The following is a 23,760-nucleotide window of genomic DNA, read 5'->3' as shown; positions in this document are numbered from 1 at the left end:
GCGGCGGCCCGGGGTCTGTCTGTGAGGGGCGCGGTCAGGTGAGGCCCGCGTGGCAGTCCGGGGCCGGGGCCGGGGCCGGATCGGGCTTTGCGCAGCGGACCGCCTCGAAGTCCCCTAGCGCGATCCGCGAGAAGTTGCGCAGCGAGTCCGTGCCCGGGGCGAAGTAGCCGGTGTGGCCGTGGGCGCTCTCGGCGGAGACCACCCGGGCGCCGAAGGATGGATCGGTCGGGTCGTCGCCGTGGCCCAGGCCCAGGAAGTCATAGCCGGTCACCCGGCGGATCCAGTCGGTGCGGTCCCGCGCCGCCCAGACCCGGGCCCCGGTGCGCAGCCCCTCGGCGCTGTCCGCGCGCATCCCCGGGCTGCCCAGCACCACCAGGTCCGAGACGCGGGCGCGGTCCATCGCGGAGGCGGCGAGGCCGCAGACCACCGAGCCGTAGCTGTGGCAGAAGACGGTGGGCGGGGCGTCGGCGGTCGCTGCGGTGGTCACGGCGAGCCCGGCCAGAAACCGGTCGAGGCGGGGCGCGCCCGCCTCGGCCAGCCGGCTGGTGGCGGCGTCCGGGCCCAGACCGACCGGGGTCGTGTAGCCGACCCAGGCGATCACGGCGGTCGGGGTGGCGGGCGCGTCCTCGGCCATCCGCGCCCGCAGCGACCGGGCCATTCCGGCGGGGGCGCCGTACGGGTCGCCCGCGCGGTCGAAGTCGTCCAGGTCGATGTCCGAGCCCGGCACGATCACGGCCGTGCGCCGGGCCGTCGCCAGGTCCCCGTACACCTCCGCCACCTGGCCGCGTCCGCGCGGATCGAAGGCGAGGATCTGGCGGCCAGGTTCGAGGAGCGCCGCGTACCGCCGGGCCGGCGTGCTCTTGGGGTCGGAGGCCCGCTCCTTGTGCCAGGCCGCCCGGATCGCCCGGGCGTTGGCCTCGTAACGCAGGCCCAGCGGTGCGCCGTCCAGATTGCCCACCACGTCCGGATGCCGGATGACCAGCGCCTTCCGCTGGACGTCGGTGAGCCGGCCGAAGAACCGGGCGATCTCGGCGGGCGAGGCGGTGGCCGGATCGGGCAGCTCGCGCCCGGCCCCGCCCAGCGAATGGTCCGACCGCCATGCCGCGGTCCCCGGCGGCGGCCCGGTGATGGCCTGCTCCTCGTGCGCCACGGTCCAGCCGGCCGTCCCGGCCATGACGGTGACGGTGAGCGCGGCGGTGATCAGGCGTCGCGCGTAGTGCCCGGTGCGTGGCGTCTGGGACATGGCCGCGCCCTCACCCCTTCCCTCGGTGGTTCCATCGGTGTTTCCACCGGTCGCGGAGGGAAAGGTAGGGAGCCGTCGGGTGGCGGTACGTCACCCCCCGGTGCCAAGTGGGATGTCATACCCCAGTAGGGGGTCGCGGCCGGGCCGGGGTCATTGACCCGGGGTCACCAGGCCGGACTCATAGGCGAAGATCACCGCCTGGGCGCGGTCGCGGAGCCCCAGCTTGGCCAGCACCCGGCCGATATGCGTCTTCACCGTCTGCTCCGCGAGCACCAGCGACTCGGCGATCTCCTGGTTGGAGAGGCCCCGCGCGATCAGCTCCAGCACCTCGGTCTCCCGCGGTGTCAGCCCGCCCAGCCGCAGGGCGGGGCCGGCGCGGCGCGGGGCGGGGCGCTGGCGGGCGAAGTCGGCGATCAGCCGGCGGGTGACGGACGGGGCGAGCAGCGCCTCGCCCGCCGCCACCACCCGGACCGCGGAGATCAGATCCGCCGGTGGGGCGTCCTTGAGCAGAAAGCCGCTGGCCCCGGCGCGCAGCGCCTCGTAGACGTAGTCGTCCACATCGAAGGTGGTGAGCATCAGGACCTTGGGCCGGTGGGTGACCCCGCGTGGCGGGTCCAGCAGCTTCCGGGCCGCCTCGAGCCCGTCCATCTCGGGCATCCGGACGTCCATCAGCACCACATCGGGGTGGGTGCGGCGGCTGACCGCCACGCCCTCCCGCCCGTCCGGCGCCTCGCCGACGACGTCGATATCGCTCTGCGCGGCGAGCAGGGCGGCGAACCCCGCCCGCACCATCGCCTGGTCGTCGACGATGATCACCTTGATGGTCATGACGGGTCCGTCTCTTCGAGGTCTACCAGGGGCAGGCGGGCCGCGACGCGGAAGCCGCCGTCGGGGAGCGGGCCGGTGTCGAGCATGCCGCCGACCAGCCGTACGCGTTCGACCATGCCGATGAGGCCATGGCCGGTGCCGCTGGTCTCCAGGGGCTTGGTGGGCGCGCTGTCGGGCGGGCCGTTGACCACCAGCAGGGTCAGCGCCGAGCGGTCCTCGGCCGAGATGGCCACCCGGGTCGCGGCGCCCGGCGCGTGGCGCACCACATTGGCCAGCGCCTCCTGCACGATGCGGTACGCGGACAGCCCCACGGCCTGCGGCAGCGGTTCGAGCCCGGCCACATCGTCCGCGACGGTCAGCGTGGTCGGTATCCCGGCCCGTACCGTCGCCTCGACCAGCTGTGGCACCTGCCCGAGACCCGGCTGCGGCGCCCGCTCGCCACGGGTCTCCTCGCTCCGCAGCACGCCCAGCAGCCGCCGCATTTCGGCGAGGGACTCCCGGGCGGTGGCGGCGATGGTGGAGAACTCCCGCTCCGCGTCGGACGGCAGCCCGCCGATCCGGTACGGGGCGCTGTCGGCCTGCACGGTGATCACGGACATATGGTGGGCGACCACGTCATGCAGCTCACGGGCGATCCGGGCGCGCTCCTCCAGCAGGGTGCGACGGGCCCGTTCGGCCTCGCTGATCGTCTCCTGCTCGGCCAGCCGCCGCTGGGCGTCGCCGCGCTCGCGCAGCGCCCCGGCGACGAGCAGCACCACCCCGCTGAGCACGAACATGATCACATTGCTGCCGTTGCTCTTGTCCGGGAAGGCCATGCCGAGGGCCAGTCCCGCGGCGCCGGTGACCAGCCACACCGCCACCAGGGTGCGGCGCGGTTCGCGCAGCGCGAGGGCGAGCAGCAGAAAGAGATAGCCGATGATGCCGCCCGGCAGCCAGGGCCACACCCGGTTCTGGAGGTGGTCCGCGGTGCCGAGCACCACGAAGGCGCAGACGAGATCGGCGAGGAAGACGATCCACCACGCCTGGAGGGGGCGGGTGACGGACAGCAGCAGCGGGGTGGTCTGGGCGATGCCGAGCAGTGTGGCGACGCCGCCGCCCACCCCGTAGTCATGGGAGAGGACTTGGGCGGTGCTGGGGACCAGGATCGCGGTGAGGACCATCGCCACGCCGTACGGCACCCGGCGCAGCCGCCGCCTGGGCGACTGGGCGAACAGCGGGGTCGCCGGATAGCTGGGGGTCACCAGGGCGCGGGCGAGGGCGCCCGCCTGCCGCCGGGCGGCCTTGGGCAGGCTCTCGTGCGCGGTGGAGGAGGCGGCGGCCGGTGCCGGGCCGGTGGCCGCGGAGGAGGGGCCGGACACCTACAGCTCCGCCAGCAGCTCGGCCTTCTTCGCGCTGAACTCGTCGTCGGTCAGCAGTCCGGCCGTGTGCAGCTCGCCCAGATGACGGATGCGCTCGGCGATGTCGGCGGGGTCGCGGCGCGGGGCGGCGGCCCGATTCGGGGCCTGGGCGCCCTCGGCACACGGCACGGGGGAGGAGGCCCGTACGGCCTCCAGGACGGCCGCGGCGAACGGCAGCGACTGGTGGACGAGGCCATAGCCCATCCCGAAGACGACGGCGGCGGGGTCCTGGTCGGGGCGGCCGGGGGGCTGGTTCTCGGTGGCGCGCAGCAGCAGCCGCAGATGGCCGTGGCCACCGCCCTTGGGGGAGCCCCTGCCGATGCCGTTCCTGGCCGTGCCGTCCTTGGCGGCACCGCCTTTGGCGGCGCCCTCCCTGGGGGCGGTGCCCGCCGAGCCCCGGCTCTCCGGGGAGCGCCACTCCACACCGGTGAGCTCGTCGATCCGGAAGCGCTGGTCCCCGACCTTCCACTTCTCCGAGGAGGCGCCGGTCCAGAACCAGCGGAAGGAGATCGCCTTGCCGTCGAAGGACGCCTTGCCGTCGTACGCCTTGAAGGACAGCGGCGGCGTCGGCACGGTCACCAGATGTGCCTCGGCGGGAAGGTCCGCCTCGGGGCCGAGGGACTCGCGTATCCGCTCGGCGTAGTAGTCGGCGAGCGTCTCCCGCTCGGCCGGCAGCACCAGGCGGTACGGGTCGTACGCGTCCTTGAGCTGGCCGTCGGCGGCGTCCATCAGTGGGTCGGCACCTGGTCTGGGCACGGCGCGCAGCACCACCGTGCCCCGTTTGCCGACGGCGAGCTCCACCCCGGACAGCGCCTCGAAGGGGATGCGGCGTTCGCCGAGCGCCTGGAGCAGCTTCGGCGTACGAATCCCCCGTTCGAAGCGGATGAGCATGGAGTCGGTGTCGAACTCCCAGACGGTCTGAAAACCGGCCAGCACATCACCCATGCGGCTCATCGTATGCGGCGGCGGCCCGCCCGTCCCCCTTTGAGGCTACGCGCGTCACTAGAGTTTCCGGTGTTTGCGCCCGGCCTCAGCGTAGCCCCGCGGTGCAGTCGTCGCCGTTGCCGCAGCTCACGGACTGGACGGCACCGATTCCCACCCGTGCGAAGTTGTCCAGGCTGGTCGTGCCCGGTTCGAAGTATCCGGCGTGTCCATCCGCCCCGTCCGCGGACAGCACCCGGGCGCCGAACCCGGAGGAGACCGGGTCCGCGCCATGGCCGAGCCCGCCGAACTCCAGATGCGGAATGTCCTGGATCCAGTCGCCGGAGTCGCGCATCGCCCACACCCGGGCGCTGGTCCCCAGATCGGAGACGCGGTCGGCGCGCATCCCGGGGCTGCCGGCCACCGCGATATCGGTGACCTTGGGCGGCAGATCGCGGGCGGCGACCCCGCACACCACCGAGCCGTAGCTGTGGCACATCAGCGAGACCCGGGAGAGCGAGGGCAGCGCGTCGACCAGCGCGCGCAGCCGCACCGCGCCCTGGGCGGCCAGCTTGCCGGTGGCCGCGTCCATGCCGATCCCGGCCGGGGAGGTGTAGTCGGCCCAGGCGATGACGGCGGTCTTGGCGTCCGGGGCGTCGGCCCGCTGGTTCTCGTAGAGCGCCCGGGCCATCCCGACCGTCGCGGTGTACGGGCGCCCGGTCTTCTGGAACGTCAGTATGTCGGTGTCCACGCCCGGCACCACGATCGAGACCCGGTTGGCGTGGGCGAGGTCGCCGAAGACCTCGGCGGCCCGTCCGGCGCCCGAGGGGTCGAAGGAGAGGATCTGCCGCCCGGTGATCAGCAGGTCCTCATAGCGGTGCATCCGGCGGGCCGCGTCGGAGCGGCCCAGCGGGGTGAGCCGGGTGTCGTGCATCCGCTTGCGCTCATCGGCGCGCGCCCGGGTCAGGGCGACACGGTTGGCGCGGTAGCGCAGGTCCACCGGCGCGCCGTTGAGATTGCCCACGGCCAGCGGATAGCGCCGCACCAGACGGTCCGTCTGGGCCTTGGTGAGCGAGTCCAACCAGCGGCCGAGGGTGCGCGGCGAGCCGTACGGATCGGGCAGCGCGCGGCCGCCGAGCGATCCGTGGCGCCAAGCGCTGATCGACGCGGAGAGCGCGTCCGGAGCTCCTCGATGGCTCTTCACGGCCGTCCAGCCGGTGGTGGCGAGGAGGATGAAGACCACCGCCAGCGCGAGCAGGGCGCGCCAGGCGGTGGAACCAGGAGAGGGGGAGCCGAGCTCCGAGAAGGAAGTCACCGCGGGACACCCTAGGAGAAGCGTGGTGCCGGGTGCCAAATGCCGTGATTCATCTCACGTTTGAGGGCGGGAATTCCTGGGAGCTATGTCGGAATTGATGCTATTTATCCCATTGTTCGGCGAGGCTGGGGCCCACGTAATCAAGATGGAACGCGGTGAGGTCTCGCAATGTGACCACGCTGTCCCCCTCTCCCCCCTCTTCTTCGTCTTCCTCGCCTCTCTCGCCCCACAGCTTCCCGGCGACCCGGATCACCCCGCCGAACATCGCGACCACCAGCCGCGGCCGGGGATCGGCGTCGATGTCCAGCCCCTCGCGGCGGGCGATCTCGCGCGCCAGCCGCTCCTCCATCTCGGCGATACGGCGCAGATGCACGGCGAGCAGACTCGGCGTCGACTCGATCACCCGGTACATCCGGATGTGGAGCTCGGGCGACACCATCTGCTCGATGGAGTCCCCGATGCTCCCCCAGGCGTCGAGCGCCGCACCGCGCAGCGCGGCCAGCGGCGCCTCGTCCGCGGGACGGCCGCACAGGGCGGCGAAGAAGTGACACTCGGCCGCCTCCTGGCTGGCGAAGGCGACGTCCTCCTTGCTGGTGAAGTACCGGAAGAAGGTGCGCTGGGAGACCTCGACCGCCTCGGCGATCTCGTCGACCGTGGTCCGCTCGTATCCCTGACGGGTGAACAACTCCAGTGCCGCACGCACCAGGGCGCTCCGCGTCCGCCGCTTCTTGCGCTCGCGCAACCCGGCCGGTGGCGGTGTCCCTGTGTCCGCCACTGCCTCGTCCGTCGTCACCTATCGGCTCGCTTTCTACCGGTTTCGGGCCGCGTCGCGGCTGCTCAGGATACCTGTGACTAAAACGTCAGTTACCGGCGGATGAATCAGTTTGTCAATTGTCAGATGCTGACATTAGCCTCCGGTCATGACCTCTTCGACCGCCGTCGCCGATTCGGCGCCGGAACCTCCCATAACCGAACGCCCGAAGGGGCTTCGGGGTCATCCATGGCTGACGCTTCTCACCGTCGCCCTCGGCGTGACGATGGTCGCCCTCGACGGCACGATCGTCGCCATCGCCAACCCGGCCATCCAGAAGGACCTCGGCGCCTCGCTGGCCGATGTGCAGTGGATCACCAACGGCTATCTGCTGGCCCTCGCCGTCGCGCTGATCACCGCCGGCAAGCTGGGTGACCGCTTCGGCCACCGCCAGACCTTCCTGATCGGCGTTGTCGGCTTCGCCATCTCCTCCGCGGCCATCGGCTTCTCCGGCGAGGTCTCGCTCGTCGTGGCGTTCCGGGTGCTCCAGGGGCTGTGCGGCGCGCTGCTGATGCCCGCGGCGCTCGGGCTGCTGCGCGCCACCTTCCCCGCCGAGAAGCTCAACATGGCCATCGGCATCTGGGGCGCGGTGATCGGCGCCTCCACCGCCGCCGGGCCCATCGTCGGCGGACTGCTCGTCGAGCATGTCAACTGGCAGTCGGTCTTCTTCATCAACGCGCCCGTCGGCGTGCTGGCCGTGGTCCTCGGGCTGCTGCTCCTGGTGGACCACCGCGCCGAGAAGGCACCGCGGTCCTTCGACATCCCCGGCATCGTGCTGCTGTCCGGCGCGATGTTCTGCCTCATCTGGGCGCTCATCAACGCCGCCGACTGGCACTGGACCGATCAGCGCACACTGCTCTTCCTGGGGCTGGCGGTGGTCTGCTTCGGCCTCTTCGTCTTCTGGGAGAGCCGGACGCCGGAGCCGCTGCTGCCGCTCAGCATGTTCCGCTCGGTGCCGCTGAGCGCGGGCACCGTGCTGATGGTGCTGATGGCCTTCGGCTTCATGGGCGGGCTGTTCTTCGTCACCTTCTATCTCCAGAACGTGCACGGGATGAGCCCTGTCGACAGCGGACTGCGGCTGCTGCCGCTCACCGCGATGATGATCGTCGCCTCGCCGCTGGCCGGTGCGGTGATCACCAAGTTCGGGCCGCGGACGCCGCTGGTGATCGCCATGGTGATCACCGCCGTGGCGATGTTCGGCATGTCCCGGCTGGACGTGGACAGCGGCGGCCTGGAGATGGCCGTGTGGTTCGCCCTGCTGGGCCTCGGCCTCGGCCCGGTGATGGTCGGCGCCACCGAGGTCATCGTCGGCAACGCCCCGATTCAGCACGCCGGTGTCGCCGGCGGCCTCCAGCAGGCCGCGATGCAGGTCGGCGGCAGCCTCGGCACGGCCGTCCTGGGAGCGGTCATGGCGGGCCGGGTGGACAGCACGCTGTCGGACAAGTGGGCCGACGCCGGGTTGCCGCCGATGCCCGAGGGCGCGGAGTCCAAGGCGTCGGACGCCGTCGAGGTCGGCATCGCCCCGGTCGCCAAGGGCACTCCGCCGGAGATCGCGGGCAAGATCACGGCCGTCGCGCATGACACCTTCGTGTCAGGGATGGGCCTCGCCTTCACCGTGGCCGCTGTCGTCTCGGTGGTCGCGGCCTTGGTCGCGGCCTTCACCAAGCGCGGCGAGAACGCGGACGCGGCCGGAGGGGCCGTTCATATCTGACCCCTCGCGGTCAACCCCCTATCAGGGTGGACCTTGATCGACCCCATGGTGGGGAACGGGAGCCGGCGGACACGCTGGCTCCCGTTCTGTTCTTTCCACACGGGGAGCGAAAGCACCATGCGCAAGATCATTACGGCCGCCGTCTCGGCTCTGGCCCTCACCGCCACCCTCGCCCCGGCCGCGGCGGCCCGGTCCGCGGCGCCACCGCGGCTGGGCAACTGCGCCGCGGGTCAGCTGTGCCTGTGGCGCGGCGGCGGCTTCACGGGGGCGCGCCAGGCCCATGAACTGGCCGACGTCGACATCGAAAGCTGTGTGCCGCTGCCGGCCGGCACCACCGCGGCCTCCCTTGCGAACCGCACGGGCCGTCCGGTGACGGCGTATCAGAGCCGCGAATGCGCCGAGACGGCGGAGTTCCACACCTATCCCACGGGCTCCTGGTCCCCCGAAACCCCGTACCAGGTACGGGCCTTCAAGATCTGGGAACGCTGACCCGGCAGGGGCCCGCACCGGATCCCGCCGCCGCCCGGGGTGCGGGGCTCTTCCCGGCCCCCGGGCGGTCGGTCATCGGGGGCTGATCGTTCCCCACCCCGCCCCTTCCCGAACCATGGGCTCCACCCCTGGACCCCGACGCCCATCCGACGGCTCCGCGCCCGCCGGACGCCCATGCCCCGATGCGACCCCGCCACGACGGCAGGCTCTCGGACCCCGGACGGATGGGCCCCGCCTCCCCGACGTTCTCCCGGCACGGGAACCGCTGGACGCTCTGGCGCCGGACGACCTCGAGGCACGTGGACCGCGGCCACGATACGCCGCGGCCCGCTGCTCTCCGGCCCGGGGCACAGTGCCGGTCCGGCGGCGGGGCTCCGGAGCGGCGCCGTCCATCCACCGGGGCGGGACCCGGTGTACCGGGCGGGGCCCGGACCGTACCGGCTCCCGGCGCCCTGCCCGGAACGGAGGCCCGGGGGCGGGGTCCCGCACCCCGGGTGGGGGTGCGGGTGGAGGTCCCCCGGACCCCCACCCGGGGGGCGGGGGCTAAGCCCCTGTGCTTGGTTGTGCTGGGCAGGGGAGGGCATACGACGACGCGGGGGCGGGCTGGGGATCCAGCTCGCCCCCGCGTCACGGGTCACTGCCGTCGTAGACGGCTACGCGTCGCCGCCCGCCGGGCCCGGGTCGGCCGCGGCGACGTCCAGCAGCTGGTAGCGGTCGATCGCCTGCTTCAGGACCGAGCGGTCGATCTTGCCGTCACGTGCCAGCTCCGTCAGCACACCGAGCACGATCGACTCGGCGTCGATGTGGAAGAAGCGCCGCGCCGCGCCGCGGGTGTCGGCGAAGCCGAAGCCGTCCGCGCCCAGGGACTGGTACGTGCCGGGCACCCAGCGCGCGATCTGGTCGGGAACCGCCCGCATCCAGTCGGAGACGGCCACCTTCGGGCCCTCCGCCTCCGCCAGCTTCCGGGTGACGTACGGAACGCGCTGCTCCTCCTCCGGGTGGAGCAGGTTGTGTTCCTCGGTCTCGACGGCGTCCCGGCGCAGCTCGTTCCAGGACGTGGCCGACCAGACGTCCGCCTTGACGTTCCAGTCCTCGGCCAGGACGCGCTGGGCCTCCACGGCCCACGGCACCGCGACACCGGAGGCGAGGATGTTCGCCGGGATGGCGCCCTTCTCGCCCTGCCGGTAGCGGTACAGGCCCTTGAGGATGCCCTCGCGGTCCACGTTCTCGGGCTCGGCCGGGTGCTGGATCGGCTCGTTGTAGACGGTGAGGTAGTAGAAGACATCCTCGCTGTTCTCGCCGTACATCCGGCGCAGACCGTCCTGGACGATATGGGCGATCTCGAAGCCGAACGCCGGGTCGTACGCGACGACCGCCGGGTTGGTCGAGGCCAGCAGCTGGGAGTGGCCGTCCGCGTGCTGGAGGCCCTCACCGGTCAGCGTCGTACGGCCGGCGGTCGCGCCCAGAACGAAACCGCGCGCCAGCTGGTCGGCCATCTGCCAGAACTGGTCGCCGGTGCGCTGGAAGCCGAACATCGAGTAGAAGACGTAGACCGGGATCAGCGGCTCGCCGTGCGTGGCGTACGCGGAGCCCGCCGCGATCAGCGAGGCCGTACAGCCCGCCTCGGAGATGCCGTCGTGCAGCATCTGACCGGTCGCCGACTCCTTGTAGGCCAGCAGCAGCTCACGGTCGACCGACTCGTATGTCTGGCCCAGCGGGGAGTAGATCTTCGCCGAGGGGAAGAGCGAGTCCATACCGAAGGTGCGGTACTCGTCGGGCGCGATCGGCACGAACCGCTTGCCGATCTCCTTGTCCCGCATCAGGTCCTTCAGCAGCCGTACGAACGCCATGGTGGTGGCGATCTGCTGCTGTCCGGTGCCCTTCTTCAGCGTGGCGTAGGTCTTGTCGCCCGGCAGCTGGAGCGGCTTGGCCCGCACGACCCGGGTCGGCGCGTAGCCGCCCAGCGCCTTGCGGCGGTCGTGCATGTACTGGATCTCCTCGGAGTCCCGGCCCGGGTGGTAGTACGGCGGCAGGCCGGACTCCAGCTCCTTGTCCGGGATCGGCAGGTGCAGCCGGTCGCGGAAGCGCTTGAGGTCGTCGACCGTCAGCTTCTTCATCTGGTGGGTCGCGTTGCGGCCCTCGAAGTTCGGGCCGAGCGTCCAGCCCTTGACGGTCTGCGCGAGGATCACCGTCGGCTGGCCCTTGTGGGCCTTGGCCGCCGAGTACGCCGCGTAGATCTTCTTGTGGTCGTGGCCGCCGCGGCCCAGGTGCAGGACCTGGTCGTCGGTCATGCCCTCGACCATCTTGCGCAGCCGCTGGTCCTCACCGAAGAAGTGCTCGCGGATATACGCGCCGGTCTCGGTCGCGTACGTCTGGAACTGACCGTCCGGCGTGGTGTTCAGCTTGTTGACCAGGATGCCGTCGCGGTCCCGCGCCAGCAGCGGGTCCCAGGTGCGGTCCCAGACCAGCTTGATCACATTCCAGCCGGCGCCGCGGAACTGCGACTCCAGCTCCTGGATGATCTTGCCGTTGCCGCGCACCGGGCCGTCGAGCCGCTGGAGGTTGCAGTTGACCACGAAGGTCAGGTTGTCCAGGCCCTCACGGGCGGCCAGGGAGAGCTGGCCGAGCGACTCCGGCTCGTCCATCTCGCCGTCGCCCAGGAACGCCCAGACATGGGAGTTGGAGGTGTCGGCGACGCCGCGCGCCTCCATATAGCGGTTCATCCGCGCCTGGAAGATCGCACCGAGCGGGCCCAGACCCATGGAGACCGTCGGGAACTCCCAGAAGTCCGGCATCGACCGCGGGTGCGGGTAGCTGGACAGCGCGTGACCGAGCTTGGACTTCTCCTGACGGAATCCGTCCAGATGGGCCTCGCTCAGCCGGTCGAGCAGAAAGGCTCGGGCGTAGATGCCGGGGGAGGCATGGCCCTGGAAGAAGATCTGGTCGCCGCTGTCGTGGTCCTTGCCGCGGAAGAAGTGGTTGAAGCCCACGTCGTACAGTGAAGCGGACGAGGCGAAGGTGGCGATGTGGCCACCGACCCCGATGCCCGGGCGCTGCGCCCGGGAGACCATCACCGCCGCGTTCCAGCGGGTCGCGTTGAGGACCTTGCGCTCGATCTCCTCGTTGCCCGGGAAGAACGGCTCGTCCTTGGTGGCGATGGTGTTGACGTAGTCCGTGCTGCGCATCTCGGGCACGGCGACGCGCTTCTCGCGGGCGCGCTCGATCAGGCGAAGCATCAGGTAGCGGGCACGTTCCCGGCCTCGCTCATCGACGGCTGCGTCGAGCGAGTCGAGCCATTCCTGGGTCTCTTCGGGATCGAAGTCCGGGACCTGGCTGGGAAGGCCGCCAATGATGATCGGGTTGCGATCGGATCCGGAAGCCACGCTATTCCTTCGCTTTTCGGTCGTGCTGTGCACGGACATGGATTCGTGCTCTGCTGCTGTCGCGCCGTTCTCCATCGTGTACCTCGGGTACGGGATACGTCACCTCTACCCAGTGGTAACCATCACCGGGGGAGACGGGCGCTCCGACGGCTCTCGGCGTGCGACGGCCGAATCGCAACCTTACGCCCACGACCGGGGTCGTCTGCGTACGACCGTTCGGCCCCGTGGCGGCGTAAGGTGGCTAGTCACACACGTAAGCCGGACATCTCCGGGCAATCCGGTCGGCCGTGCGGCGTCGCGTGTCGTTCCTCCATGATGGGAGTTGCGGCGACACGTCAACGTTTGGGCGGGATCGCTGGCCGGGTACTTGCGCGATCCGCCCGGCCCGTGTGGACTACGCCCAAGCCCCCGCGTACGCGCGCGGGGCGTACAGACTCGAAGAGTGAATGCAAGATGACAGGAGGCAATCCGTGAGCGCGACCGCGGACCACGCGGAGGAGCGGACCAACCCTGCCGCGAGGCTGGGTTTCCAGCCCGAACAGGTGGTCCAGGAGATCGGCTACGACGACGATGTCGACAAGGAGCTCCGCGAGGCCATCGAGGAGATCACCGGCCAGGAGCTCGTCGACGAGGAGTACGACGATGTGGCCGATGCCGTTGTGCTGTGGTTCCGAGAGGACGACGGCGATCTGACGGACGCGCTGGTGGACGCCATCCAGATGATCGACGACGGCGCACCGGTCTGGCTGCTGACGCCCAAGACCGGCCGTGACGGCTATGTCGAGCCGAGCGACATCAACGAGGCCGCGACTACCGCCGGCCTGTCCCAGACCAAGAGTTTCAACGCGGGCAAGGATTGGACGGGCAGCCGTCTGGTCACGCCCAAGGCCGCTCGCAGCGGCAAGCGCTGAAGCCGGCGAATCCACACCCCAGAGCCCCCCTCCGTGCCCTTTCGGAGGGGGGCTCTGCACATAGGGTGGACGCGCACCACATGATCATTCGAGCATGATCAATTCGAGCGTCCTTCGAACATGATCTTTCGAACGTGATCTTTCGAACGAGAACGAAGGGATATCCCCATGGCGATAGAGGTCGGCGCGAAGGCCCCCGACTTTCAGCTGAAGAACCAGCACGGCGAGTCGGTCAGGCTCTCCGACTTCCGGGGCGAGAAGAGCGTCGTGCTGCTCTTCTACCCGTTCGCCTTCACCGGCGTGTGCACCGGCGAGCTGTGCGCGCTCCGCGACGAGCTGCCGAAGTTCGTGAACGACGAGGTCCAGCTGCTGGCGATCTCCAATGACTCGCCCTTCAGCCTGCGCGTCTTCGCCGAGCAGGAGGGTCTCGACTACCCCCTGCTGTCGGACTTCTGGCCGCACGGCGAGACCAGCCGCGCCTACGGCGTCTTCGACGAGGACAAGGGCTGCGCGGTGCGCGGCACCTTCGTGATCGACAAGGAGGGCGTGGTGCGCTGGACGGTCGTCAACGGCCTGCCCGACGCCCGGGACCTGAACGACTACGTCAAGGCCCTCGAAACCCTGTAGCGCCCGGGAACCGCTCACTAGGATCGACGCGTTGATCCTGATGGGAAACCTTTGATGAAGGGGCACGCAGTGCTCCTGACGAACCTTTTTTGGGAGGACTCGTGGGAGTCAGCCTCAGCAAGGGCGGCAACGTCTCGCTGACCAAGGAAGCCCCGAACCTGACCGCGGTCGTCGTAGGTCTGGGCTGGGACGCCCGTACCACCACGGGCACGGACTTCGACCTCGATGCCAGCGCCCTGCTGACCAACACCGAGGGCAAGGTCGCCAACGACCAGAACTTCGTCTTCTTCAACAACCTCAAGAGCCCCGACGGCTCCGTCGAGCACACCGGTGACAACCTCACCGGTGAGGGCGAGGGCGATGACGAGCAGATCAAGGTGAACCTGGCGGGTGTCCCCGCCGATGTCGCCAAGATCGTCTTCCCGGTGTCGATCTACGACGCCGAGACCCGCCAGCAGAGCTTCGGCCAGGTGCGCAACGCCTTCATCCGCGTGGTGAACCAGGCCGACGGCAACGAGCTGGCCCGCTATGACCTCTCCGAGGACGCCTCGACCGAGACCGCCATGGTCTTCGGCGAGCTGTACCGCAACGGCGCGGAGTGGAAGTTCCGCGCCATCGGCCAGGGGTACGCCTCGGGGCTGCGCGGTATCGCGCAGGACTTCGGCGTCAACGTCTGAGCGGGTAGTTCCAACGACCGCCGCAGGCCGTCGAAAGCCGCCGCAGGCTGTCGAAAACCGGCGGAGGCCGGTCAAGGGCCCGTACGAGGCCGTATCGGGCCCCGCGAGGCCGCGTCCGGCCCGTACGAGGCCATATCCGGCGCCGCATCCCCGCGCCCCAGAGGCAGGGGTGCGGCGCCGGACGCGCATCACCCACGCATCACCCCGGGGAGGAACCAGCATCATGGGCGTCACACTCGCCAAGGGGGGCAATGTCTCCCTCTCCAAAGCCGCTCCGAATCTCACGCAGGTGCTCATCGGCCTGGGCTGGGACGCGCGCTCCACCACCGGAGCGCCGTTCGACCTCGACGCCAGCGCGCTGCTGTGCCGGTCGGGGCGGGTGCTCGGCGATGAGTACTTCGTCTTCTACAACAACCTCAAGAGCCCCGAGGGCTCCGTCGAGCACACCGGCGACAACCTCACCGGTGAGGGCGAGGGCGACGATGAATCCCTGCTGATCGATCTGAGCAAGGTTCCGGACGAGGTCGACAAGATCGTCTTCCCCGTCTCCATCCATGAGGCCGAGGCCAGGCGCCAGACGTTCGGGCAGGTCAGCAATGCCTTCATCCGGGTGGTGAACCAGGCGGACGGCCAGGAGCTGGCCCGCTACGACCTCTCCGAGGACGCCTCCGGCGAGACCGCGATGATCTTCGGTGAGGTCTATCGCTACGGCGGCGAATGGAAGTTCAGGGCCGTGGGGCAGGGGTACGCGTCGGGTCTGCGCGGCATCGCTCTAGACTTCGGAGTCAACGTTTCGTAAAGCCGCGTATCTCGCGCGGGGGAGACCTTACGACGAAGGATTGGGTAGGCAGTGCTCCTGAAAACCTTTGGTTGGTCGTTCGCCGTCACGGCGATCGGTCTGGCCCTGGCCGGCGTCCTCTGGGGGTGGCAGGGGCTCGCCATCGTCGGGATCCTCTCGATCCTGGAGATCTCGCTCTCATTCGACAACGCGGTCATCAACGCAGGCATCCTGCGCAAGATGAACGCCTTCTGGCAGAAGATCTTCCTGACCGTCGGCATTCTGATCGCCGTCTTCGGTATGCGTCTGGTCTTCCCGGTGATCATCGTCGCCGTCACGGCGAAGCTGAGCCCCATCGAGGCCGTCAACCTCGCGATCAACGACAAGGACAAGTACGAGCACCTGGTCACGGCGGCCCATCCGGCCATCGCGGCCTTCGGTGGGATGTTCCTGCTGATGATCTTCCTCGACTTCATCTTCGAGGAGCGGGACATCAGGTGGCTGGGGTGGCTGGAGAAGCCGCTTGCCAAGCTGGGCAAGCTGGACACGTTCTCCATCGTCGTCGCCCTGGTCGCGCTGCTGATCGCCGCCACCACCGTGGCCACCGACGTGGCCCACGGCGGCGGTGACAAGAGCGCCACCGTCCTGTTGTCCGGCGTCGCCGGTCTGCTCACGTACCTGATCGTCGGCGGGATCTCCGGCTACTTCGAGGACAAGCTCGAAGAGGACGAGGAGGACGACGAAGAGGCCGACGGCGACGAGGCCGTGGAGGAGGGCGAGGGCGTGAAGACCGCCGCGAGCCCCCAGCAGAGCGGCAGTGGCGCCCGTGGTTCCAGCGGCGCCTCCGTGGTCGGCCTCGCCGGTAAGGCCGCGTTCTTCCTCTTCCTCTACCTCGAGGTCATCGACGCGTCCTTCTCCTTCGACGGCGTCATCGGCGCCTTCGCGATCACCAACGACATCTTCGAGATGGCGCTGGGCCTGGGCATCGGCGCCATGTACATCCGGTCGCTGACCGTCTTCCTGGTCCGCAGGGGCACCCTGGACGACTACGTCTACCTGGAACACGGCGCGCACTACGCGATCGGCGCGCTCGCCGTCATCCTGCTGGTCACGATCAAGTACGAGATCAACGAGGTCATCACCGGCCTGGTGGGCGTGGTGCTGATCGCCGCCTCGTACTGGTCCTCGGTCGTGCGCAACCGCCGGGAGGCGGCCGCCGGGGAGGGCTCGGAGACCAAGACGGAAGTCACCTCCGGAGTCTGACCTCCGGGAGTGTGACGCGGCGGCGTTTGAGGAACGCTCTCAGCGGGGCGGCCGAGGTCTTCGACCTCCCGGCCGCCCCGCGGCAGTTGGGCAGGTTTTCGGGCGGCTTTGAAGCAGCGGAGCCACGAAGGGTGGGGGTGCGCACCATGGCGTTCTGGAGCAACTGGGGACGGTCCGCATGGCGTCAGTTCGACAGCGGTGACGCGTCCGGTGTGGTCGAACTGACCAAGAGGCACGCGACGATCTCACTGACCAAGCAGGGGGCCGCCACCGGCAATCTGCGGATCAACCTCTCCTGGCAGATGCGCACCTCGGACTTCAACAGCAGGGCGGGGCGCGGCTCGCTGCGCCACCCCCTGCGGATGTTCAAGCCCGAGCCGGTGCAGGCCCAGGGGCCCGCGATGGTCAACGTCGACCTCGACCTCGCGGTCATGTACGAGCTGAAGAGCGGCGCCAAGGGCGTGGTGCAGCCGCTGGGCGAGTTCTTCGGCAATCTCAACGAACCGCCGTACATCAAGCTCAGCGGGGACGACCGGTTCGGCTCCGGGTCCGGTGAGACGGTCTACGTCAACATGGACCACAAGGACGACATCAAGCGACTGCTCGTCTTCGTCTACATCTACGACGGCACCCCCGCCTTCGACCGCACCCACGGCCTGGTGACGCTCTATCCGAGCAATGGGCCGCGGGTGGAGATCCCGCTCGACGAGCGGGCCCCGCAGGCGCGCTCCTGCGCCGTCGTGCTGATCGAGAACGTCAAGGGCGAGATGACGGTCCGCCGCGAGGTGAAGTACGTCTACGGCTTCCAGGCGGAGCTGGACCGGCTGTACGGATGGGGGCTCCAGTGGGGCCGGGGCTACAAGTCCAAGGTGTGACCCGGGTCCGGGGTGCGGCCCCGGGCCCCGGCGCGGCCCCGGGCCGGGTGTGACCCCGGTCCGGGGTCGGGGTGTGGCAGGTCCGTCCCGCGGCCCCGCCGCCCCTCGTCCGCTATCTGTTCTGGAACTGCGGCCCCTGCGGCGGCAGGACGAAGTGCGGGTCCGGCACCTGGGCCGGGATCGGTGGCGGGGGCGGCGGCACCGGCCCCGTCGGCTGCACCTGCTGCGGATAGCCGTACGCGGGCGGCTGCGGATAGCCGTACGCCGGCTGCGGGGGCGGATAGCCGTAGCCGGGCTGTGCCGGGGCCTGGGCGGGCGGCTGGGGGTAACCAGCACCCGGGGCCTGCGGGGGCGGTGGCGGCGCCTGCGGCGGCATATAGGCGTAGCTGTCGCCCGGCCCGGGGGGCTGTATGGGCTGGGTGCGATGCGGGTCCCAGGGGTCGGGCGCAGGATGCGGATAGCCGTACGCCGGCGGGTGGGCCTGGGTCGCCTCCTCGGACGACGGCGGGGGCGTGGTGCCGGGGGCCGCCGGGGACGCCGCGACAGGCGGTACGGGGGGTGCGGACGCCGCGGCGGCCATGGGCTCGGGCGCCCCGGTGGACGGGGGTTCCGGGGCGGCGGCCGGGGGTTCGGGAGCGGATGCGGCCAGGGGCTCGGGAGCGGCGGTGGCTCCCGGCGCGGCCGTGGCTCCGCCGCCGTCCGAGCCGCCCTCGTCCTCGCCGTCCTCCACCGAGATCCCGTACTGCGTGGCCAGCCCGACCAGTCCCGACTCATAGCCCTGCCCGAGGGCCCGGAACTTCCAGGAGTCGCCGCGCCGGTAGAGCTCCCCGCAGATCAGCGCGGTCTCCTTACCGGTCTCCGGCAGCACCGCGAAGATCGCGATCGGCTCGGCGTCCGGCCCGTCCGGCGCACCGGGGGAGGCGTCGTACAGCAGCAGGCTCAGGTCCCGTACCTGCCCGAAGGCGCCCCCGTCGGCGGACGCGGCGAGTACCACCCGGCGCACCCCCGGCTCCAGCCCGGAGAACTCGGCCTCGATGGTGTCCGTCAGCGCGTCCTGGAACGGCTTCTTGGGCAGATGCCGGACCAGACCCGAGGGGTGGTTCGGCTGGTTGTAGAAGACGAAGTCCTCGTCCGAGCGCACCCGGTCGTCCGTGCCCAGCAGCAGCGCCGAGGCGTCGACATCGGGTACGTCCGTGCCGGGGGTCCAGCGCAGCACCGCGCGAATGGCTGTGGCCTCCAGCGGGATGTTCGATCCCTTGAGCATCGCCTGCGTCATGGCGGCAATCCTGCCTTCCCGGTGGGTGCCGGGACAACGCAGGGGTGCGGGGCGGGTGGCGGTGCGGAGGTGGTACGGGACGGCAGGGCGGGCATGCCGGACACCGTGTGGACGCACATGGGTTACGTGATTTTCACGCCCTTGGGGAACTTTTGACCCATGGCCACACGTACGATTATCGGCCAACCGCGGGTCGGCGTGACCGAGGCGGCGTACCGGCAGTACGGGGAGTAACATGCGGCATTTCGAACATCTGCCGGGCGAGGTGCGGGCGAGCCTCTTCCACCAGGAGCCCGGTGAATTCGGCGTGGATTCCCCCGCCCGGACGCTGGCCGTCGCACTCGGCGCGACCCTGTACTGCCCGGCGACCCGGCCCCGGCTCGCCGAGGACATCGTCAAACAGGCAGGTCACGGCGTGGTGTCCATGGTGCTGTGCCTGGAGGACTCCATCGACGACGCCGAGGTGCCGGGGGCGGAGGAGAACCTCGTACGGCAGCTCGCGGAGCTGTCCCGGCTCGGCCCCGGCACCCAGCTGCCGCTGCTCTTCATCCGGGTCCGCACCCCGGAACAGATCGTCGATCTCATCGACCGGCTCGGAGCGGGCGTACGGCTGCTGTCCGGATTCGTACTGCCGAAGTTCACCGAAGAGCGTGGCGGAGCCTTCTTCGAGGCGCTGATGTCGGCCGAAAACGCCCAGGTGACCGAGGCGTTGGGCGGTCGGCCGCTCTTCGCCATGCCGGTTCTCGAATCGCCCGAGCTGATGCACCGCGAGACGCGCACCGACACCCTGAGCGGAATCAGCCGGATTGTCGACAAGTACCGGGAGCGGGTGCTGGCGCTGCGCCTCGGGGTCACCGATCTGTGCTCGGCGTACGGGCTGCGCCGGGCGCCGGACATGACCGCCTACGACGTTCAGCTGGTCGCGTCCGTGATCGCGGACGTGGTGAACATGCTGGGCCGGGCCGATGGCACGGGCTTCACGATCACCGGGCCGGTGTGGGAGTACTTCAAACCCCATGAGCGGATGTTCAAACCGCAGCTGCGGATCAGCCCCTTCAGCAGCGGCCGCGCCGAATCCCTGCGCACCGCGCTGATCGAACACCACATGGACGGGCTGCTCCGCGAGATCGAGCTGGACCGGGCCAACGGCCTCCAGGGCAAGACCTGCATCCACCCCACCCATGTGGCCCCCGTGCACGCGCTGTCCGTCGTCAGCCATGAGGAGTTCAGCGACGCGGTGGACATCCTCGAGCCCCAGCGCGGCGGGGGCGGGGTGTTGCGTTCCTCGTACACCAACAAAATGAACGAGGTGAAGCCGCACCGTGCCTGGGCCGAGCGGACCCTGCGCCGAGCGGAGGTCTTCGGGGTGGCCCGGGAGGATGTGAGCTTCGTGGAACTGCTGGCGGCGAGCCTGCGGACGTAGAGCGAACCGGGCCGGGACGGGCCCGGGGCGTCCCCGGGCGACTGACGACGGAAACGAGGCGCAGGACGGCGTGAGCGTGGGCAACGTGTGGTCGGGGCAGTGGGTCGCGGACCGGCTGGGAGTACGGCTGGACGGCGATGGCGACGGCGACGGCTGCTGGGTCGGCGAGGAGCGCCTGGGCGGCGCGGGCGGCTGGGTCGGCGACGGTGGTCAGGGCGCCGTCGGCGGCGACGGCGGCAGCGGTCCGGGTGGCGTCGGCGGCAGCGGTGCCAGTGGCGGCGGTGTCCGGGTCGGCGGCACCGACGGCGACGGCGGCGGCCGTCAGGTCATCCAGGGCGGTAGCAGCGACGGCGGCGGCCGTCAGGGCATCCAGGACGGCGACGGCGATGGCCGTCAGGGTGTCCACCGCGGCGACGGCGGCGCCGCCCTGCGCGAGTTGCTCGGGCTCGCCCTGCGGCGTAACCCCAAGCGGGCGCATCTGCTGGTCTCCAACGTCCTCGGCAAGCATGTCCCGCAGCGCCCCGCCACGGTCCACGGCGCGGGGGTGCGGCTCGGCCGCCGGGTGCGGGAGCTGCTGGGCGACGAGGCGGCGGCGCGCGCCGTGGTGCTGGGGTACGCGGAGACCGCCACCGGCCTCGGCCACAGCGTCGCGGACGGCCTCGCCCTCGCCCCGTACCTGCACTCCACCCGCCGCCCGGTCCCGGGCGTCGCCACGGTGGGCGGCTTCGAGGAGGAGCACAGCCACGCCACCTCCCATCTGCTGCTCCCCGAGGACCCCGGACTGCTGGCCTCGACCGGCCCCTTGGTGCTCGTGGACGACGAGTTCTCCACGGGCCGTACGGTCCTGAACACCATCGCCGCCCTCCACCGCCGCTTCCCCCGCGACCACTATGTGGTGGTCGCCCTGGTGGACATGCGCTCGCCCGGGGACCGCGCCCGCCTGGACGCCTTCGCGGCCGACCTCGGCGCCCGCGTCGACCTGGTCGCCGCCGCGGCCGGAGCGGTCCACCTCCCCGACGACGTCCTGGAGCGCGGCGCGCGACTGGTGGCCGCGCACGAGGCGGCCGCCGCGGACCAGGAGGGCGCGCCCGGCCCCACGGCACCCCCGGCGGGCGCCGCCCTCCGCGTGGACCTCGGCTGGCCCGAAGGGCTCCCGGACGGCGGCCGTCACGGCTTCACCCCCGCCCACCGCGCCCGCCTGGAAGCGGCCCTCCCCACCATGGCGACCCGCCTCGCGGCCGCCCTGACGCGGGGGCCGGACCTGCCCCGCCGCCCCCTGCGCCGCGTCCTGGTCCTCGGGTTCGAGGAGCTGATGTACGCGCCGCTGCGCATCGCGGAGGCGCTCGACGAGGCGCTCGACGGGGTCGAGGTGCGGTATTCGACCACCACCCGCTCGCCCGTGCTCGCCGTGGACGACCCCGGGTACGCCATCCGGACCCGGCTGACCTTCCCCGCGCACGACGGGCCCGCCGACGGCCCCGGGCCCCGCTACGCCTACAACGTGGCGCCCGGCACCGATCCGGACCGCCGCTTCGACGCCGTCGTCGCCGTTGTCGACTCGACCGCGGACACGCCCGCGCTGCACGCCCCCGACGGGCTGCTCGCCGCGCTGGGCGCGCAGACGGACCGGCTGGTGCTGGTCGCCCTGCCGTCCTACCGCCCCCAGACCCCACCCACCCCCCGCTCCGTCCCCGAACGACAGGCCCCGCACATGCACCAACCGTCGTACGAGCCCCTGCGCGGACCGGACTTCTCGTCCTACGCGCCCGAAGAGGTCGGCTGGCTGCTCCAGGACTTCTCCCACGTCACCCTCGAAGCGCCCACCGAGGAGCGGGAGGAGGCGATCCAGAGCGGGGGCGCGCACTACGCCGAGTCGCTGCCCGTGGAGTACCAGCCGAACGAGCGCTACCAGGAGCTGTTCCGGGCCGCCCTGGACGCCTCCGCCGCCCGGATCGCCCGCGCCGTCGGCGCGGTCACCGAGCTCGTGCTCGCGGAGCGCTCCCCACGCCCCGTCCTGGTCTCGCTCGCCCGCGCCGGCACCCCCGTCGGGGTGCTGATGCGCCGCTGGGCGCGCCATGCCCACGGTCTCGACCTCCCGCACTACGCGATCTCCATCGTGCGCGGCCGCGGTATCGACACCGCCGCGCTGCGCTGGCTGGCCGACCACCACGACCCGTCCGACGTCGTCTTCGTCGACGGCTGGACCGGTAAGGGCGCCATCACCCGCGAGCTGTCGGACGCCGTCGCCCCGTACCCCGACTTCGACCCGCGGATCGCGGTGCTCGCCGACCCCGGCCGCTGTGTGGACACCTACGGCACTCGGGACGACTTCCTCGTCCCCTCCGCATGCCTCAACTCGACCGTCTCCGGGCTGATATCGCGCACCGTGCTGCGCGCCGACCTCGTCGGGCCGAACGACTTCCACGGCGCGAAGTACTACCGCGAACTGGCCGGTTCCGATGTCTCCGGGCACTTCCTGGACACCGTCTCGGCCCGCTTCACCGAGGTCGCCGAGGCGGCCGCGGCCGACGCCGGGCGGCTCGCGGCCACCGACCGCACCCCCACCTGGGAGGGGTGGGCGGCGGTCGAGCGGATCAGCCAGGAGTACGGCATCCACGACGTCAACCTCGTCAAGCCGGGCGTCGGCGAGACCACCCGGGTGCTGCTGCGGCGCGTCCCATGGAAGATCCTCGCCCAGCGCGGCGCGGGCGCGGACCTGGACCATGTGCGGCTGCTCGCCGAGCAGCGCGGAGTGCCGGTCGAGGAGATCGACGGGCTTCCGTACACCTGCGTCGGGCTGATCCACCCGCGCTACACCCGGGGTGCCACCGGAGCCGACGGTAAGGCGGTCGGCACGGCGCACACAGCGACCAGTAAGGCGAACACGGCAGACATCGCCGGTAAGGCGAACACCGCGGACATCGCTGGCAGAGACGAGAGAACGGTGGCGGCACGATGAGCGTTCTGGTGGCAAGCGACCTCGACCGCACCCTGATCTACTCGGCGGCCGCGCTCGGCCTCGAGATGCCGGACGCCGAGGCCCCGCGGCTGCTGTGCGTCGAGACGTACGAGGGCCGGCCGCTTTCGTACATGACGGAGACCGCCGCCGGTCTGCTCGCCGAGCTGGTCCGCACCTCCGTCTTCGTCCCCACGACCACCCGCACCGTCGAGCAGTACCGCCGCATCCGCCTCCCCGGCCCCGACCCCCGCTTCGCGATCTGCGCCAACGGCGGCCAACTGCTGGTCAACGGCGAGCCCGACACCGACTGGCAGCAGCGGGTGCGCACCGCGCTCGCCGACGGATGCGCGCCCCTGGAGGAGGTGCGCGCCCACCTCAGCGCCACCGCCGACCCCGCCTGGCTGCTCAAGGAGCGAGTGGCCGAGGACCTGTTCGCCTATCTCGTGGTCGAACGGGAGCTGCTGCCCGGGAGCTACGTCAAGGAGCTCACCCAGTGGGCCGAGCCGCGCGGCTGGACGGTCTCCCTGCAAGGCCGCAAGATCTACGCCGTGCCCAAGCCGCTCACCAAGAGCGCGGCCGTCGCCGAGATCAAGAGCCGCACCGGGGCGGACGAGGTGCTCGCCGCGGGCGATTCGCTGCTCGACACCGATCTGCTGCTCGCCGCCGACCGCGCCTGGCGCCCTGGCCACGGCGAACTGGCCGACGTCGGCTGGACGGCACCCCAGCTGACCGTGGTCGAGGAGACGGGCGTCGCGGCCGGCGAGGCCATCGTCCGCGCCCTGGGCGAGCGCTCCTCCGTCACCTGGGCCCGTGCCCGCAGCCAGGTCATCCGCGCCGTCTCCCGCGGCCGGGACTGACCACATCACCCCCGAG

19 protein-coding genes are annotated in these 23,760 nt (G+C 71.0%); 11 read left to right on the top strand and 8 right to left on the bottom strand.

Annotation, left to right across the window (positions count from 1 at the left end):
• Window positions 1–34: 34 nt before the first annotated feature.
• The 6 genes from AB0E24_RS14780 to AB0E24_RS14755 all read right to left on the bottom strand — a co-directional run bounded on the left by AB0E24_RS14780 (window position 35) and on the right by AB0E24_RS14755 (window position 6,479).
• Complete coding sequence (locus AB0E24_RS14780; RefSeq protein WP_359377175.1) at window positions 35–1,243, bottom strand: alpha/beta hydrolase; 1,209 nt, start codon at window positions 1,241–1,243, stop codon at window positions 35–37.
• A 150-nt stretch (window positions 1,244–1,393) separates the two neighbouring features.
• Entirely contained in the window at window positions 1,394–2,071 is a 678-nt protein-coding gene (locus tag AB0E24_RS14775) for a response regulator (RefSeq protein WP_069866225.1), read from the bottom strand.
• On the bottom strand, window positions 2,068–3,429 hold the full coding sequence (locus AB0E24_RS14770) for a sensor histidine kinase (RefSeq protein WP_069866227.1): 1,362 nt from the start codon (window positions 3,427–3,429) through the stop codon (window positions 2,068–2,070). Before AB0E24_RS14770 ends, AB0E24_RS14775 begins: the two co-directional genes overlap by 4 nt.
• Window positions 3,430–4,413: a DUF4429 domain-containing protein gene (locus AB0E24_RS14765; RefSeq protein WP_251772138.1), complete on the bottom strand. Its 984-nt coding sequence runs from the start codon at window positions 4,411–4,413 to the stop codon at window positions 3,430–3,432.
• 85 nt (window positions 4,414–4,498) lie between these two features.
• A complete protein-coding gene (locus tag AB0E24_RS14760; protein WP_069866231.1) occupies window positions 4,499–5,704 on the bottom strand; it encodes an alpha/beta hydrolase in 1,206 nt (401 codons plus the stop codon).
• Between the two features lie 100 nt (window positions 5,705–5,804).
• Window positions 5,805–6,479: a TetR family transcriptional regulator gene (locus tag AB0E24_RS14755; protein ID WP_359377170.1), complete on the bottom strand. Its 675-nt coding sequence runs from the start codon at window positions 6,477–6,479 to the stop codon at window positions 5,805–5,807.
• Between the two features lie 145 nt (window positions 6,480–6,624).
• On the opposite strand from AB0E24_RS14755, the gene AB0E24_RS14750 reads away from it, so the two are divergent.
• Together AB0E24_RS14750 and AB0E24_RS14745 are read left to right on the top strand one after the other, a co-directional pair.
• The gene (locus AB0E24_RS14750; protein WP_079153099.1) at window positions 6,625–8,226 is read left to right on the top strand and encodes an MFS transporter; all 1,602 of its coding nucleotides are present in this window, start codon (window positions 6,625–6,627) and stop codon (window positions 8,224–8,226) included.
• A 117-nt stretch (window positions 8,227–8,343) separates the two neighbouring features.
• Window positions 8,344–8,715, top strand: coding sequence for a peptidase inhibitor family I36 protein (locus AB0E24_RS14745; RefSeq protein ID WP_100807355.1), 372 nt, complete (start codon window positions 8,344–8,346; stop codon window positions 8,713–8,715).
• Between the two features lie 653 nt (window positions 8,716–9,368).
• On the opposite strand, the gene aceE is transcribed toward AB0E24_RS14745, so the two are convergent.
• On the bottom strand, window positions 9,369–12,098 hold the full coding sequence (gene aceE, locus AB0E24_RS14740) for a pyruvate dehydrogenase (acetyl-transferring), homodimeric type (RefSeq protein ID WP_359377165.1): 2,730 nt from the start codon (window positions 12,096–12,098) through the stop codon (window positions 9,369–9,371).
• A gap of 470 nt (window positions 12,099–12,568) precedes the next feature.
• On the opposite strand from aceE, the gene AB0E24_RS14735 reads away from it, so the two are divergent.
• From AB0E24_RS14735 to AB0E24_RS14710, 6 genes are all read left to right on the top strand, one after another.
• Entirely contained in the window at window positions 12,569–13,009 is a 441-nt protein-coding gene (locus AB0E24_RS14735; RefSeq protein WP_069866239.1) for a DUF3052 domain-containing protein, read from the top strand.
• Between the two features lie 168 nt (window positions 13,010–13,177).
• A complete protein-coding gene (locus AB0E24_RS14730; RefSeq protein WP_359377161.1) occupies window positions 13,178–13,636 on the top strand; it encodes a peroxiredoxin in 459 nt (152 codons plus the stop codon).
• Window positions 13,637–13,737: 101 nt separating this feature from the next.
• The gene (locus tag AB0E24_RS14725) at window positions 13,738–14,313 is read left to right on the top strand and encodes a TerD family protein (RefSeq protein WP_069866243.1); all 576 of its coding nucleotides are present in this window, start codon (window positions 13,738–13,740) and stop codon (window positions 14,311–14,313) included.
• 223 nt (window positions 14,314–14,536) lie between these two features.
• Window positions 14,537–15,112, top strand: a complete 576-nt coding sequence (locus AB0E24_RS14720; RefSeq protein ID WP_079257463.1) for a TerD family protein — start codon at window positions 14,537–14,539, stop codon at window positions 15,110–15,112.
• Window positions 15,113–15,163: 51 nt separating this feature from the next.
• A complete protein-coding gene (locus AB0E24_RS14715) occupies window positions 15,164–16,354 on the top strand; it encodes a DUF475 domain-containing protein (RefSeq protein ID WP_359377157.1) in 1,191 nt (396 codons plus the stop codon).
• 146 nt (window positions 16,355–16,500) lie between these two features.
• On the top strand, window positions 16,501–17,229 hold the full coding sequence (locus tag AB0E24_RS14710; protein ID WP_359377154.1) for a TerD family protein: 729 nt from the start codon (window positions 16,501–16,503) through the stop codon (window positions 17,227–17,229).
• A gap of 112 nt (window positions 17,230–17,341) precedes the next feature.
• On the opposite strand, the gene AB0E24_RS14705 is transcribed toward AB0E24_RS14710, so the two are convergent.
• On the bottom strand, window positions 17,342–18,505 hold the full coding sequence (locus tag AB0E24_RS14705; RefSeq protein WP_359377151.1) for a TerD family protein: 1,164 nt from the start codon (window positions 18,503–18,505) through the stop codon (window positions 17,342–17,344).
• Window positions 18,506–18,740: 235 nt separating this feature from the next.
• On the opposite strand from AB0E24_RS14705, the gene AB0E24_RS14700 reads away from it, so the two are divergent.
• The 3 genes from AB0E24_RS14700 (at window position 18,741) to AB0E24_RS14690 (ending at window position 23,744) form a co-directional block, all read left to right on the top strand.
• Window positions 18,741–19,928 (top strand): HpcH/HpaI aldolase/citrate lyase family protein, encoded by a 1,188-nt coding sequence (locus tag AB0E24_RS14700; RefSeq protein ID WP_069866251.1) that lies wholly within the window; start codon window positions 18,741–18,743, stop codon window positions 19,926–19,928.
• 367 nt (window positions 19,929–20,295) lie between these two features.
• Window positions 20,296–22,887, top strand: a complete 2,592-nt coding sequence (locus AB0E24_RS14695; RefSeq protein ID WP_435865288.1) for a phosphoribosyltransferase — start codon at window positions 20,296–20,298, stop codon at window positions 22,885–22,887.
• Window positions 22,884–23,744, top strand: a complete 861-nt coding sequence (locus AB0E24_RS14690) for an HAD family hydrolase (protein ID WP_079257460.1) — start codon at window positions 22,884–22,886, stop codon at window positions 23,742–23,744. The genes AB0E24_RS14695 and AB0E24_RS14690 overlap by 4 nt, the downstream gene beginning before the upstream one ends.
• The last annotated feature ends 16 nt before the right edge of the window (window positions 23,745–23,760 follow it).

Origin of the sequence: Streptomyces malaysiensis subsp. malaysiensis (genome assembly GCF_040653035.1) — a bacterium.
GTDB lineage: Bacteria > Actinomycetota > Actinomycetes > Streptomycetales > Streptomycetaceae > Streptomyces > Streptomyces malaysiensis.
The sequence above is the reverse complement of the archived record's forward strand: the minus strand, read 5'-3'. Positions and strand labels throughout refer to the sequence as shown.